The sequence below is a fragment of the Klebsiella sp. JN_Kp121 genome (assembly GCF_040062145.1).
Classification (GTDB): domain Bacteria; phylum Pseudomonadota; class Gammaproteobacteria; order Enterobacterales; family Enterobacteriaceae; genus Klebsiella; species Klebsiella aerogenes.
The window spans coordinates 73,729-86,479 of sequence record NZ_JBEAHX010000034.1; the positions used below are offsets into that span (position 1 = coordinate 73,729).

The 12,751-nt window shown below is 54.4% G+C and carries 15 protein-coding genes; 11 read left to right on the plus strand and 4 right to left on the minus strand.

Annotation, left to right across the window (positions count from 1 at the left end; translation table 11 throughout):
* The first annotated feature begins 9 nt into the window (after positions 1 to 9).
* The 4 genes from mlaC (at position 10) to murA (ending at position 2,640) form a co-directional block, all read left to right on the plus strand.
* On the plus strand, positions 10 to 645 hold the full coding sequence (mlaC, locus tag ABLU86_RS22155; RefSeq protein ID WP_015369502.1) for a phospholipid-binding protein MlaC: 636 nt from the start codon (positions 10 to 12) through the stop codon (positions 643 to 645).
* Positions 645 to 935 carry a lipid asymmetry maintenance protein MlaB gene (mlaB, locus tag ABLU86_RS22160; protein WP_015369503.1) on the plus strand — a complete coding sequence of 97 codons (291 nt, stop codon included), beginning with the start codon at positions 645 to 647 and terminating at the stop codon, positions 933 to 935. Before mlaC ends, mlaB begins: the two co-directional genes overlap by 1 nt.
* Positions 936 to 1,071: 136 nt before the next feature.
* A complete protein-coding gene (gene ibaG, locus ABLU86_RS22165) occupies positions 1,072 to 1,326 on the plus strand; it encodes a BolA family iron metabolism protein IbaG (protein WP_015369504.1) in 255 nt (84 codons plus the stop codon).
* Between the two features lie 54 nt (positions 1,327 to 1,380).
* The gene (murA, locus tag ABLU86_RS22170; protein ID WP_015369505.1) at positions 1,381 to 2,640 is read left to right on the plus strand and encodes a UDP-N-acetylglucosamine 1-carboxyvinyltransferase; all 1,260 of its coding nucleotides are present in this window, start codon (positions 1,381 to 1,383) and stop codon (positions 2,638 to 2,640) included.
* Between the two features lie 62 nt (positions 2,641 to 2,702).
* Here murA and sfsB read toward each other — a convergent pair whose 3' ends face one another.
* Complete coding sequence (sfsB, locus tag ABLU86_RS22175; RefSeq protein WP_015703605.1) at positions 2,703 to 2,975, minus strand: DNA-binding transcriptional regulator SfsB; 273 nt, start codon at positions 2,973 to 2,975, stop codon at positions 2,703 to 2,705.
* Positions 2,976 to 3,170: 195 nt separating this feature from the next.
* Positions 3,171 to 4,142, minus strand: a complete 972-nt coding sequence (gene ispB, locus ABLU86_RS22180; protein ID WP_015369507.1) for an octaprenyl diphosphate synthase — start codon at positions 4,140 to 4,142, stop codon at positions 3,171 to 3,173.
* Between the two features lie 260 nt (positions 4,143 to 4,402).
* Between ispB and rplU the strand changes: the two genes are divergently transcribed.
* The 4 genes from rplU to cgtA all read left to right on the plus strand — a co-directional run bounded on the left by rplU (position 4,403) and on the right by cgtA (position 7,248).
* Positions 4,403 to 4,714, plus strand: a complete 312-nt coding sequence (gene rplU / locus ABLU86_RS22185) for a 50S ribosomal protein L21 (RefSeq protein ID WP_015703604.1) — start codon at positions 4,403 to 4,405, stop codon at positions 4,712 to 4,714.
* A 21-nt stretch (positions 4,715 to 4,735) separates the two neighbouring features.
* Positions 4,736 to 4,993, plus strand: a complete 258-nt coding sequence (rpmA, locus tag ABLU86_RS22190; protein WP_002434222.1) for a 50S ribosomal protein L27 — start codon at positions 4,736 to 4,738, stop codon at positions 4,991 to 4,993.
* A 98-nt stretch (positions 4,994 to 5,091) separates the two neighbouring features.
* Positions 5,092 to 6,057: a DMT family transporter gene (locus ABLU86_RS22195; protein WP_015369509.1), complete on the plus strand. Its 966-nt coding sequence runs from the start codon at positions 5,092 to 5,094 to the stop codon at positions 6,055 to 6,057.
* Between the two features lie 15 nt (positions 6,058 to 6,072).
* On the plus strand, positions 6,073 to 7,248 hold the full coding sequence (cgtA, locus tag ABLU86_RS22200) for an Obg family GTPase CgtA (protein WP_015369510.1): 1,176 nt from the start codon (positions 6,073 to 6,075) through the stop codon (positions 7,246 to 7,248).
* Positions 7,249 to 7,292: 44 nt separating this feature from the next.
* Here the strand turns inward: cgtA and dacB are convergent, their stop codons facing one another.
* Positions 7,293 to 8,726 carry a serine-type D-Ala-D-Ala carboxypeptidase gene (gene dacB, locus ABLU86_RS22205; protein ID WP_047080084.1) on the minus strand — a complete coding sequence of 478 codons (1,434 nt, stop codon included), beginning with the start codon at positions 8,724 to 8,726 and terminating at the stop codon, positions 7,293 to 7,295.
* A 235-nt stretch (positions 8,727 to 8,961) separates the two neighbouring features.
* Here dacB and greA point away from each other — a divergent pair, with 235 nt between their 5' ends.
* Positions 8,962 to 9,438, plus strand: a complete 477-nt coding sequence (gene greA, locus ABLU86_RS22210) for a transcription elongation factor GreA (RefSeq protein ID WP_015369513.1) — start codon at positions 8,962 to 8,964, stop codon at positions 9,436 to 9,438.
* 152 nt (positions 9,439 to 9,590) lie between these two features.
* Here the strand turns inward: greA and yhbY are convergent, their stop codons facing one another.
* Positions 9,591 to 9,884, minus strand: a complete 294-nt coding sequence (gene yhbY / locus ABLU86_RS22215; protein ID WP_002918374.1) for a ribosome assembly RNA-binding protein YhbY — start codon at positions 9,882 to 9,884, stop codon at positions 9,591 to 9,593.
* Between the two features lie 123 nt (positions 9,885 to 10,007).
* Between yhbY and rlmE the strand changes: the two genes are divergently transcribed.
* Both rlmE and ftsH read left to right on the plus strand, forming a co-directional pair.
* Positions 10,008 to 10,637: a 23S rRNA (uridine(2552)-2'-O)-methyltransferase RlmE gene (gene rlmE / locus ABLU86_RS22220; RefSeq protein WP_008806638.1), complete on the plus strand. Its 630-nt coding sequence runs from the start codon at positions 10,008 to 10,010 to the stop codon at positions 10,635 to 10,637.
* A gap of 99 nt (positions 10,638 to 10,736) precedes the next feature.
* Positions 10,737 to 12,671 carry an ATP-dependent zinc metalloprotease FtsH gene (ftsH, locus tag ABLU86_RS22225; RefSeq protein ID WP_015369514.1) on the plus strand — a complete coding sequence of 645 codons (1,935 nt, stop codon included), beginning with the start codon at positions 10,737 to 10,739 and terminating at the stop codon, positions 12,669 to 12,671.
* Positions 12,672 to 12,751 lie beyond the last annotated feature (80 nt).

Genomic DNA, 12,751 nt, shown 5'->3' on the forward strand with positions numbered 1-12,751 from the left:
AGACAAGATATGTTTAAACGCTTACTCATGGTCGCCATGCTGGTGATTGCTCCACTAACAGCCGCGCATGCCGCGGATCAAACTAACCCGTATAAGTTGATGGACGAAGCGGCGCAGAAGACCTTCGATCGTCTGAAGAACGAACAGCCGAAGATCAAAGCCAACCCGAACTATCTGCGTGATATCGTCGATCAGGAACTGCTGCCTTACGTGCAGGTGAAATATGCCGGCGCGCTGGTGCTGGGCCGTTACTACAAAGAGGCGACGCCTGCACAGCGTGAAGCCTATTTCGCCGCCTTCCGCGAGTATCTGAAACAGGCTTACGGTCAGGCGCTGGCGATGTACCACGGCCAGACTTACCAAATTGCGCCTGAGCAGCCGCTGGGCAGCGCAACCATCGTGCCGATTCGCGTCACCATCCTCGACCCGAATGGCCGTCCTCCGGTACGTCTGGACTTCCAATGGCGTAAAAATACCCAGACCGGCAACTGGCAGGCTTATGACATGATCGCCGAAGGCGTCAGCATGATCACCACCAAACAAAACGAGTGGAGCGACCTGCTGCGCACGAAAGGTGTTGATGGTCTGACCGCGCAGCTGAAAGCTATTTCTGCCCAGCCTATCACTCTGGATCAGAAGAAATAATGAGCGAACAACTGAGCTGGAACCGCGACGGTGAACGCCTGGCGTTGCGCGGCGAACTGGATCAGGAATTTATACTGCCGCTGTGGAATGCACGCGCGCAGGCGACCGACGGCGTATCCACTATCGACCTCAGCGACGTTTCACGGGTCGATAGCGCCGGGGTAGCGTTGCTGGTTCATTTTGTCGCGCTGGTACGTCGGCAGGGCAAAACGGCGCAAGTGGTAGGGAAAAGCGAAAACCTGCAAACGCTGGTTAGTCTTTACAACCTTCCGGCGGACATGATCCCGTAAATTTTTCAGTAGGTTAATGCTGAAGCTATTCTGAAAGCCCCATCAATCTGTTCGATGGGGCTTTTTGCTTGTTTAAGACAGCGCCACTTTCCTCTAAGATGTTGGGCTGTTTTCACACTCAGAAAAATGTGATCCCATGGAAAATCATGAAATTCAGACCGTGCTGATGAACGCACTCTCCCTTCAGGAAGTCCACGTCTCTGGCGATGGCAGCCACTTTCAGGTTATCGCTGTGGGTGAGATGTTTGACGGCATGAGCCGGGTAAAAAAACAGCAGGCTATCTACGCGCCGCTGATGGAATATATTGCCGACAATCGCATTCATGCGCTGTCGATCAAAGCGTTTACCCCGCAAGAATGGGCACGCGATCGCAAACTTAATGGCTTTTAAGCTGTAGGGATGTTCCCTACAGCGTTGATGAATTTTTAACCGAGAACAGAATCAATGGATAAATTCCGTGTTCAGGGGCCGACTCGCCTGCAGGGCGAGGTCACCATTTCCGGCGCTAAAAACGCTGCCCTGCCAATCCTCTTTGCCGCGCTGTTAGCCGAAGAGCCGATTGAAATCCAGAACGTACCGAAGCTGAAAGATATCGATACCACCATGAAGCTGCTGAGCCAGCTGGGCGCGAAGGTCGAGCGCAATGGTTCCGTATGGATCGATGCTGGCCCGGTAAATGTTTTCTGTGCTCCGTACGATTTAGTGAAAACCATGCGCGCTTCCATCTGGGCGCTGGGGCCGCTGGTGGCGCGTTTCGGCCAGGGCCAGGTTTCTCTGCCGGGCGGCTGCGCTATCGGCGCGCGTCCGGTCGACCTGCACATTACCGGCCTGGAACAGCTGGGCGCGGAAATCAAACTGGAAGAAGGCTATGTGAAGGCGTCGGTTAACGGGCGTCTGAAAGGCGCGCATATCGTGATGGATAAGGTCAGCGTAGGCGCGACCGTGACTATCATGAGCGCGGCGACGCTGGCTGAAGGCACGACCGTGATTGAAAACGCCGCGCGCGAGCCGGAAATCGTCGATACCGCTAACTTCCTTAACGCGCTGGGCGCGAAGATTACGGGTCAGGGTTCTGACCGTATCACCATTGAGGGCGTTGCGCGCCTGGGCGGCGGCGTTTATCGCGTGCTGCCGGACCGTATCGAAACCGGTACCTTCCTGGTCGCTGCGGCGATCTCCGGCGGTAAAATTATGTGCCGTCATGCGCAGCCTGATACCCTGGATGCGGTACTGGCTAAGCTGCGTGAGGCTGGCGCGGACATCGAAGTCGGTGAAGACTGGATTAGCCTCGATATGCACGGCAACCGTCCGAAAGCGGTCAACGTGCGTACCGCGCCGCACCCGGGGTTCCCAACCGACATGCAGGCGCAGTTCACCTTGCTGAACCTGGTGGCTGAAGGAACGGGCGTTATCACTGAAACCATCTTCGAGAACCGCTTTATGCACATTCCGGAACTGATCCGTATGGGCGCGCACGCGGAAATCGAAAGTAATACCGCGATTTGCCATGGTGTCGCGAAGCTGTCCGGCGCACAGGTCATGGCGACCGACCTGCGTGCATCTGCAAGCCTGGTGCTGGCGGGTTGTATTGCGGAAGGGACGACCATCGTCGACCGTATCTATCATATCGATCGCGGCTATGAGCGCATCGAAGATAAACTGCAGGCTCTGGGCGCGAATATCGAACGCGTCAAAGGCGAGTAATTCTGCTGCGGTAGCAGCCCTCTGACGTCCGTCCGGGGGCTGTTATCGATCTCTCCCTCACGTTAGGTCTTATGTCTCTTCTGACGCATCATCTGCGTTCTGTCGATGAACTGATGGGTAATGGGGTCGTGGTAACGCGATGGCCAGATAACCCACGGATCGGTTCCCAGCGCGTTCGCAATAATCAATTCGCCTTTAGGCCACGGACGGGTTAGCGCGTTGGCAAGCGTAGAAGAGCTTAATCCGTGACGTCGCGACTCAGCTGCGAGGGACGTCCCCTTTTTGCGAAGGCCGGCAATAATATCCGCTGAATGCCAGTCGATGAACTTATCCATAAATTCTCCCGGTGATAACTGTCTGCGCGTCAATACGGACGGCCGAAATACTATACCCTGGTTCTTATATGGTTTTAACAAGTTCCCGTATTGTTCTTGTACATTCAGAATATATTAAGGTTTCTGGCGTTATTTGAAGAATATTGGATTTTATTGGAACTCTCCCGCGCGGTGAGCACGGGAGAGAGGAGGGGATTAGTGGTCGCGCTGAACGGCGATATGCGCAAGGCCGATGAGGGCATCGCGCCATGGCGTATCCGGCAGAACCTGCAGTGCGGCGATAGCTTTATCGGCTTCCTCTTCCGCACGTTTCTGCGTCCACTCCAGCGAACCGCAGGCCGCCATGGTTTCAAGTACCGCGTCAAGCAGATGACGCCCGTTACCCTGCTCGATAGCGCCGCGAATCATTGCCGCCTGATCCGGGGTACCGTGATGCATAGCGTGTAGCAGAGGCAGCGTAGGTTTGCCTTCGTTCAGGTCATCACCGACGTTTTTGCCAAGGCGCTCGCCATCGGAACTGTAATCCAGCAGATCGTCAATCAGCTGGAACGCGGTGCCGAGGTAACGGCCATAATCCTGCAGCGCCTGTTCTTCTTCGGCGCTGCAACCAGCCAGGATGCCGGAACACTGCGAAGCGGCTTCAAACAGACGGGCGGTCTTACTGTAGATGACCCGCATATAGTTTTCTTCCGTGATATCCGGGTCGTTGACGTTCATCAACTGCAGGACTTCGCCTTCGGCAATGACGTTTACGGCTTCCGACATCACCTCCAGCACCTTCAGCGAACCGAGACGGGTCATCATCTGGAAGGCGCGGGTGTAGATAAAGTCGCCCACCAGTACGCTGGCGGCGTTACCGAACGCGGCATTGGCCGTCGCCTTGCCGCGGCGCATATCGGACTCGTCGACGACGTCGTCATGCAGTAGGGTCGCGGTATGAATAAATTCGATCAGTGCGGCGATGTTGACGTGCGCATTCCCCTGATAGCCGACCGCGCGAGCTGCAAGCACGGCGATCATCGGACGAATACGTTTTCCGCCTCCGCTGACGATGTAGTAGCCTAACTGATTGATAAGCTGAACATCTGAGTTGAGCTGCTCAAGGATTGCCGCATTGACACCCGCCATATCCTGCGCGGTTAACTCATTGATTTTTTCTAAATTCATCGCAAAAGCCGGGCCAAATGTCCTGTTACCGCGAATCCAGGTGGGATCACAGAAGGATTAAGATAGAATTAAAAGAAGATATGATTGTACTGAAAAATCAGCGCAGATAAACGTTAGCGTGAAAGTTGTGTTTTTTTTCTGCGTTGATCGATGATCGCTCTTGTCAAAGGGTCGCGTTTTGCGTAATATTCGCGCCCTATTGTGAATATTTATAGCGCACTCTGAATCACACGAAGAGGTGCGCGGAAGCGGAGTTTTATATGTACGCGGTTTTCCAAAGTGGTGGTAAACAACACCGAGTAAGCGAAGGTCAGACCGTTCGCCTGGAAAAGCTGGACATCGCAACTGGCGAAGCTGTTGAGTTCGCTGAAGTTCTGATGATCGCAAACGGTGAAGAAATCAAGATCGGCGTTCCTTTCGTTGAGGGCGGCGTAATCAAAGCTGAAGTTGTTGCTCACGGTCGTGGCGAGAAAGTTAAAATCGTTAAGTTTCGTCGTCGTAAACACTATCGTAAGCAAGCAGGCCACCGTCAGTGGTTCACTGATGTGAAAATCACTGGCATCAGCGCCTAAGACTTGAGGGAGTAGATTTAAATGGCACATAAAAAGGCTGGCGGCTCGACTCGTAACGGTCGCGATTCAGAAGCTAAACGTCTGGGCGTAAAACGTTTCGGCGGTGAAGCAGTTCTGGCAGGTAGCATCATCGTTCGTCAACGTGGTACTAAATTCCACGCTGGCACCAACGTTGGTTGCGGCCGTGACCACACTCTGTTCGCTTTGACTGACGGTAAAGTCAAGTTCGAAGTTAAAGGCCCGAAAAACCGTAAATTCATCAGCATCGTTGCTGAATAAGTTTTTCGCGTCCTGGTGACGGATGAAAGCCCCGCAACACGTTGCGGGGCTTTTTACATTAGAATCCCGGAAAAATTTCTGCAGGGAAAACGGGCATCATGAAGCAGCAGGCCGGCATTGGCATTCTTTTGGCGCTAACCACCGCGATGTGTTGGGGAGCACTGCCAATTGCAATGAAGCAGGTTCTTGAAGTGATGGAGCCGCCAACGGTGGTCTTTTATCGCTTTTTGATGGCCAGTATTGGTCTTGGCGCGATCCTCGCCATCAAAGGCAAACTGCCGCCGCTGCGAATTTTTCGCAAGCCGCGCTGGTTGGTTTTATTAGCGATTGCTACCGGCGGCCTATTCGGTAACTTCATTCTGTTCAGCTCTTCCCTGCAATATCTCAGTCCAACGGCCTCCCAGGTCATCGGCCAGCTATCGCCGGTCGGCATGATGGTGGCAAGCGTTGTGATTCTGAAAGAGCGCATGCGCGGTACCCAGGTTGTGGGGGCGCTGATGTTGCTCAGCGGGCTGGTGATGTTTTTCAACACCAGCCTGATTGAAATCTTTACCCGTCTCACGGACTACACGTGGGGGGTAATTTTTGGTGTCGCAGCGGCAACGGTGTGGGTAAGCTACGGGGTCGCGCAAAAGGTGTTATTGCGGCGCCTGGCATCACAGCAGATACTATTTTTGCTGTACACTTTATGTACTATTGCGTTACTGCCACTCGCTAAACCGGGGGTGATATCCCAACTGAGCGACTGGCAACTGGCTTGCCTGATTTTTTGCGGGCTGAATACCCTGGTCGGCTACGGGGCGCTGGCGGAAGCCATGGCGCGCTGGCAGGCGGCGCAGGTCAGCGCGTTAATTACCTTAACGCCACTGTTTACGCTACTGTTTTCTGATTTATTATCAATGGCCTGGCCCGATGTTTTCGCCAGACCGATGTTAAACCTGATTGGTTATCTCGGTGCGTTTGTCGTGGTTGCGGGCGCGATGTATTCCGCCATTGGCCATCGTCTTTGGGGACGCTGGCGCAAGCGAGAAGCGGTTGTACCGCTGCCCCGCTCAGGCGAATGATTTACGGAGAGTAAAATGAAGTTTGTAGATGAAGCAACGATCCTGGTCGTAGCAGGTGACGGCGGCAATGGTTGCGTTAGCTTCCGCCGCGAAAAATATATTCCGCGAGGCGGCCCGGACGGCGGCGATGGCGGTGACGGCGGCGACGTTTGGCTGGAAGCTGACGAGAACCTCAACACCCTGATCGACTATCGATTCGAAAAATCTTTCCGCGCAGAACGCGGACAGAACGGTCAGAGCCGCGACTGCACCGGTAAACGCGGTAAAGATGTCACGGTGAAAGTGCCTGTAGGGACCCGTGTCATCGACCAGGGAACCGGCGAGACCATGGGCGATATGACCAAGCACGGTCAGCGTTTAATGGTCGCGAAAGGCGGCTGGCACGGTCTTGGCAACACACGCTTCAAATCATCCGTTAACCGTACCCCGCGTCAGAAAACCATGGGTACGCCGGGCGATAAGCGCGATCTGCAGCTCGAACTGATGCTGCTGGCAGACGTGGGGATGCTGGGGATGCCGAATGCCGGTAAATCCACCTTCATTCGCGCGGTCTCCGCGGCGAAGCCGAAAGTGGCCGACTATCCATTTACCACCCTGGTGCCGAGCCTGGGCGTGGTGCGTATGGATAACGAGAAGAGCTTTGTGGTCGCCGATATTCCGGGGCTGATTGAAGGCGCGGCGGAAGGCGCTGGCCTTGGTATTCGCTTCCTTAAGCACCTCGAGCGCTGCCGCGTGCTGCTGCACCTTATCGACATCGAGCCTATCGACGGTTCCGATCCGGTTGAGAATGCGCGCATTATCATCGGCGAACTGGAGAAATACAGCGAGAAGCTGGCCTCTAAACCGCGCTGGTTGGTCTTCAACAAGATTGACCTGATGGACAAAGCGGAGGCTGAAGCCAAAGCGAAGGCCATCGCCGAAGCGCTGGGTTGGGAAGACAAGTTCTACCTGATCTCCGCGGCCAGCCAGCAGGGCGTTAAAGAGCTGTGCTGGGACGTGATGACCTTTATCATCGAAAACCCAATCGTGCAGGCGGAAGAAGAGCAGAAGCCGGAGAAAGTCGAGTTCATGTGGGACGACTATCACCGTCAGCAGCTTGAAGAAGCCGAACTGGAAGAAGATGACGAAGACTGGGATGACGACTGGGACGAAGACGACGAAGAAGGCGTCGAATTCATCTACAAACGTTAATCCTGAGTAAAAAGGGCCGCATCATCCAATGCGGCCCTTTTGTTTTAGTTGTTCTGGTACAAATCTTTATACAGTCGACTTTCGAAGCGTACCAATGGTATGCGACGGTTGCGCTGGTCGCCCGGCGGCACCGCATAGCCGGAGAGGTACTGTACGAAGGCCATCTTTTGGCCGCTGGCGGTGGTAATGAAACCTGCCAGGTTATATACCCCCTGCAGCGAACCGGTCTTCGCCGAAACCTTACCGTCAACGCCCGCCTGATGAAGACCGGCACGATACTGCAGCGAACCATCGTGCCCGGCAAGCGGCAACATCGAGATAAAGTTGAGTTCATTGTCGTGCTGAGCGATGTACTGCAATACCTGCATCATGGTTGCCGGCGCGATCAGGTTGTGCCGGGACAGGCCTGAGCCATCGGCGATAATCGTGTTACCGAGGTCAATACCCGCCTGCTGGCGTAGGATTTGCCGTACCGCGTCGGAGCCGGCGCGCCAGGTTCCCGGTACGCCCATTCGCGCGTGGCCGATAGTACGGAACACCGTATCAGCAATCATGTTGTCGGATTTCTTCAACATGATGCGCAGAAGATCGTGCAACGGCGCCGATTGAGTCGTCGCCAGCACGGTACCCGGATCGTTGACCAGCGTCTGGCGCAGAAGAGTACCGCTGTAAGTGATCCCCGCATCGGCGAGTTCGGCTTTCAGGATCGCGCCTGCATAGCCTGCGCCATCCTGAATAGCGAACGCCAGCGGCAGCGGCTCGCTGCGCTGCGGCAGGCAGCCGGTAAGGGTATAGCGGTTGAGATCGCCCGGCACAACGTCCAGCTCGCAGTACTGCGCTTCTGCAGAGCCGCGCGCCAGCGTCCGCACCTGGCTGAACATGGTGACCGGATAGTAAGACGCCACGCGGATGAAGGCCAAATCGCCCGCTTTCTGTGCGCTATAGAGCGAGACGGAGAAACAGTTGCGATCAACGATCGCCGCCGCTGGCGGGGCGCTGAAGCACTGCGTCATATCGTTCCATGGCCAGCCGGGAGCCTTATCGTGGCTGGCGAAAACCGAGGTATCGATAAGCACATTGCCTTCAATACGCTGCACGCCGGCTTTTTTCAGCGACGCCACCATGTTGCGGATATCCTGACGCTTTAGCGTCGGATCGCCGCCGAAGCGGGCAATCAGGTCGCCTTTCAGCACACCGCCGTCAAGGGAGCCTTTGGTTTCCAGCGTCGTGGTGAAGCGGAAATCCGGCCCCAACTGCAGCAACGCGGCCAGCGCGGTGATCACCTTCTGGGTACTGGCAGGCAGCGCCATCTGCTGGCTGTGAAAGTCTATCTCCGGCGTCGGGGAGCCAACCTTCTGTGCCATAAAGGCAAGGTTCGCGCCGGCAGGAAGCTGGCTGATGTACTCGTCAATATTCGCGGCCTGAGCGCTAAGCGCTATACCGGCAGTCAATCCGATGATAAATCTGGGAAATCGCATAATCTCGCGCTAACAACCTGAAACCAAGCCGTCATACTACGGTGCATCACCCTGTAAAGTAAACGATGACCCATAGTGAACTTCAGGGTAAAATGCGTATCAAATTGAAAATTGCTGCTGACCTGGGGAGTGTTTCCCGGGTCGGTTTTCTTTTTGCTTCGGCCATGGCTAAGACGTGACCGATGGCGGAACGACTCCGTCCGTTCCATGAAGGAATGATAAAGAGGTATAACAAATGCAAGCTATTCCGATGACCTTACGTGGCGCAGAAAAACTGCGCGAAGAACTGGATTTCCTGAAGTCCGTACGTCGTCCAGAAATTATTGCTGCTATCGCTGAAGCGCGTGAGCACGGCGATCTGAAAGAGAACGCGGAATACCACGCGGCCCGCGAACAGCAGGGCTTCTGCGAAGGTCGTATCAAGGATATCGAAGCAAAACTGTCGAACGCGCAGGTTATCGATATCACTAAGATGCCGAATAATGGCCGCGTGATTTTTGGCGCCACGGTCAGCGTGCTGAACCTGGATAACGACGAAGAGCAGACTTACCGCATCGTGGGCGATGATGAAGCTGATTTTAAACAGAATCTCATCTCTGTGAATTCACCGATCGCCCGCGGCCTGATCGGCAAAGAGCAGGATGACGTCGTCACTATCCGTACCCCGGGTGGTGAAGTGGAATACGAAATTATCAAGGTTGAATACCTGTAAGGCGTATTTCCCGCTACGATGTTTATAGATTGTAAAGAAAGGAAAAAGGCCGCATAGCGGCCTTTTATCAACGTCAGGAGCATGGCATTTTGCTCGCCTGGCCACAGAAATCCCTCGTTTTCCACAATGTTGTGTCGGGATTCAGGATATTCTTAGCGTGGCAGCGAGATTTTACGCTCTGGCGTTGGGCGGTACAGAACCAGCGTTTTACCGATGACCTGTACGTTACAGGCACCGGTTTCACGCACGATGGCTTCCACGATCAAGGCTTTAGTTTCGCGATCTTCTGAGGCGATCTTCACCTTGATGAGCTCATGGTGCCCTAACGCTTGTTCGATCTCGGCCAGTACCCCTTCGGTCAAACCATTATTGCCAAGCATAACTACCGGCTTGAGCGGATGTGCCAGACCTTTCAGGTGCTGTTTTTGTTTAGTACTCAGATTCATCGTATTTTTTTGCTTACGTTGGGATTGAAAACGGGTCATTCTACCGCCATCTCCCATATATCGCCAAACTACCGCGTCGATTTTTACGCAGTAAAGTACGATGAACCCGAATGGGAATGTTAAATGACAGGTAAAAAGCGTTCTGCCAGCTCAAGCCGCTGGCTTCAGGAACACTTTAGCGATAAATATGTTCAACAGGCACAGAAAAAGGGGTTACGTTCCCGTGCCTGGTTTAAACTTGATGAAATACAGCAAAGTGACAAGATTTTTAAGCCGGGAATGACGATAGTCGATCTCGGCGCTGCTCCCGGTGGCTGGTCGCAGTACGCGGTTACGCAGATCGGAAACAGCGGCCGCATCATCGCTTGCGATCTTTTACCAATGGATCCAATCGTCGGTGTGGACTTCCTTCAGGGCGATTTTCGTGATGAATTAGTCCTGAAAGCGTTACTTGAGCGAGTAGGCGACAGTAAAGTACAAGTTGTCATGTCCGATATGGCGCCGAATATGTGCGGAACACCGGCGGTGGATATTCCCCGGGCCATGTATCTGGTAGAACTGGCGCTTGAAATGTCTCGTGATGTATTAGCGCCAGGTGGTAGTTTTGTAGTGAAGGTGTTCCAGGGCGAAGGCTTCGATGAGTATCTTAGAGAAATTCGCTCCCTGTTTACGAAGGTCAAAGTTCGTAAGCCGGACTCTTCCCGCGCTCGTTCGCGTGAAGTGTATATTGTAGCGACCGGGCGTAAACCATAACCGGTAGATTTCAAACGAAAGTTTGAAAGACGCTGGATATAGAGTATCCTGACGCTGTTTTTAACACAGTTGTAATAAGAGGTTAATCCCTTGAGTGACATGGCGAAAAACCTAATACTCTGGCTGGTCATTGCCGTTGTGCTGATGTCAGTATTCCAGAGCTTTGGGCCCAGCGAGTCGAATGGCCGCAAGGTGGATTATTCTACCTTCCTGCAAGAGGTCAATCAGGACCAGGTTCGCGAAGCGCGTATCAACGGACGTGAGATCAACGTTACCAAGAAAGATAGTAACCGTTACACGACTTACATTCCGGTTAACGATCCGAAGCTGCTCGACAACCTGTTGACTAAAAACGTCAAAGTGGTTGGCGAACCGCCGGAAGAACCGAGCCTGCTGGCTTCCATCTTCATTTCCTGGTTCCCGATGCTGCTACTGATCGGCGTCTGGATATTCTTTATGCGTCAGATGCAGGGCGGCGGCGGAAAGGGCGCGATGTCCTTCGGCAAGAGCAAGGCCCGAATGCTGACCGAAGACCAGATCAAAACCACCTTTGCTGACGTTGCCGGTTGCGACGAAGCGAAAGAGGAAGTGGGCGAGCTGGTTGAATATCTGCGCGAACCGAGCCGTTTCCAGAAGCTGGGCGGTAAAATCCCGAAAGGCGTCCTGATGGTCGGCCCTCCGGGTACCGGTAAAACGCTGCTGGCGAAAGCTATCGCCGGCGAAGCAAAAGTGCCGTTCTTTACTATTTCCGGTTCTGACTTCGTAGAAATGTTCGTCGGTGTCGGCGCGTCTCGTGTACGCGACATGTTCGAACAAGCTAAGAAAGCAGCGCCTTGCATCATCTTTATCGATGAAATCGACGCCGTCGGTCGCCAGCGTGGCGCCGGTCTTGGCGGCGGTCACGATGAGCGTGAGCAGACCCTGAACCAGATGCTGGTTGAGATGGATGGTTTCGAAGGTAACGAAGGTATCATCGTTATCGCCGCGACTAACCGTCCGGACGTTCTGGACCCGGCATTGCTGCGTCCAGGCCGCTTCGACCGTCAGGTTGTCGTTGGTCTGCCGGATGTTCGTGGTCGTGAGCAGATCCTGAAAGTTCATATGCGTCGCGTACCGCTGGCGCCGGATATCGATGCGGCAATCATTGCCCGTGGTACTCCTGGCTTCTCCGGTGCTGACCTCGCGAACCTGGTGAACGAAGCTGCCCTGTTTGCTGCCCGTGGTAACAAACGCGTCGTTTCGATGGTTGAGTTCGAAAAAGCGAAAGACAAAATCATGATGGGTGCGGAACGTCGCTCCATGGTGATGACGGAAGCGCAGAAAGAATCGACCGCGTACCACGAAGCGGGCCACGCGATTATCGGTCGTCTGGTTCCGGAACACGATCCGGTACACAAAGTGACGATTATCCCGCGCGGCCGTGCGCTGGGTGTGACCTTCTTCCTGCCGGAAGGCGATGCTATCAGCGCCAGCCGTCAGAAACTGGAAAGTCAGATCTCCACTCTGTACGGCGGTCGTCTGGCGGAAGAGATTATCTACGGTGCTGAACATGTTTCTACCGGCGCGTCCAACGATATTAAAGTTGCGACTAACCTGGCGCGTAACATGGTCACCCAGTGGGGCTTCTCCGACAAACTCGGCCCGCTGCTGTATGCCGAAGAAGAGGGCGAAGTGTTCCTCGGCCGTAGCGTCGCGAAAGCGAAGCATATGTCTGATGAAACTGCGCGTATTATCGACCAGGAAGTGAAATCACTGATTGAGCGTAACTACGGTCGTGCTCGCCAACTGCTGAACGACAACATGGATATTCTGCACGCGATGAAAGATGCGCTCATGAAATATGAGACCATCGATGCGCCGCAGATTGACGACCTGATGGCTCGTCGCGATGTTCGTCCGCCGGCGGGTTGGGAAGAACCAGGTTCTTCTAACAACTCAGGCAACAATGGCACCCCGACGGCGCCGCGTCCGGTTGATGAGCCGCGTACGCCTAACCCGGGCAATACCATGTCGGAACAGCTGGGCGACAAATAAGTCTCCACGCTTTGCTAAAGCGCTCTGACTAATAAGGGCCGCAGCCTAATCCGCTGCGGCCCTTTTGTTTTTATGCGTCC

Excerpts from the sequence above, each read along its gene's own strand:
- mlaC (WP_015369502.1), top strand. The coding sequence starts at position 10 with ATGTTTAAACGCTTACTCATGGTCGCCATGCTGGTGATTGCTCCACTA.
- mlaB (WP_015369503.1), top strand. The coding sequence starts at position 645 with ATGAGCGAACAACTGAGCTGGAACCGCGACGGTGAACGCCTGGCGTTG.
- ibaG (WP_015369504.1), top strand. The coding sequence starts at position 1,072 with ATGGAAAATCATGAAATTCAGACCGTGCTGATGAACGCACTCTCCCTT.
- murA (WP_015369505.1), top strand. The coding sequence starts at position 1,381 with ATGGATAAATTCCGTGTTCAGGGGCCGACTCGCCTGCAGGGCGAGGTC.
- sfsB (WP_015703605.1), bottom strand. The coding sequence starts at position 2,975 with ATGGATAAGTTCATCGACTGGCATTCAGCGGATATTATTGCCGGCCTT.
- ispB (WP_015369507.1), bottom strand. The coding sequence starts at position 4,142 with ATGAATTTAGAAAAAATCAATGAGTTAACCGCGCAGGATATGGCGGGT.
- rplU (WP_015703604.1), top strand. The coding sequence starts at position 4,403 with ATGTACGCGGTTTTCCAAAGTGGTGGTAAACAACACCGAGTAAGCGAA.
- rpmA (WP_002434222.1), top strand. The coding sequence starts at position 4,736 with ATGGCACATAAAAAGGCTGGCGGCTCGACTCGTAACGGTCGCGATTCA.
- ABLU86_RS22195 (WP_015369509.1), top strand. The coding sequence starts at position 5,092 with ATGAAGCAGCAGGCCGGCATTGGCATTCTTTTGGCGCTAACCACCGCG.
- cgtA (WP_015369510.1), top strand. The coding sequence starts at position 6,073 with ATGAAGTTTGTAGATGAAGCAACGATCCTGGTCGTAGCAGGTGACGGC.
- dacB (WP_047080084.1), bottom strand. The coding sequence starts at position 8,726 with ATGCGATTTCCCAGATTTATCATCGGATTGACTGCCGGTATAGCGCTT.
- greA (WP_015369513.1), top strand. The coding sequence starts at position 8,962 with ATGCAAGCTATTCCGATGACCTTACGTGGCGCAGAAAAACTGCGCGAA.
- yhbY (WP_002918374.1), bottom strand. The coding sequence starts at position 9,884 with ATGAATCTGAGTACTAAACAAAAACAGCACCTGAAAGGTCTGGCACAT.
- rlmE (WP_008806638.1), top strand. The coding sequence starts at position 10,008 with ATGACAGGTAAAAAGCGTTCTGCCAGCTCAAGCCGCTGGCTTCAGGAA.
- ftsH (WP_015369514.1), top strand. The coding sequence starts at position 10,737 with ATGGCGAAAAACCTAATACTCTGGCTGGTCATTGCCGTTGTGCTGATG.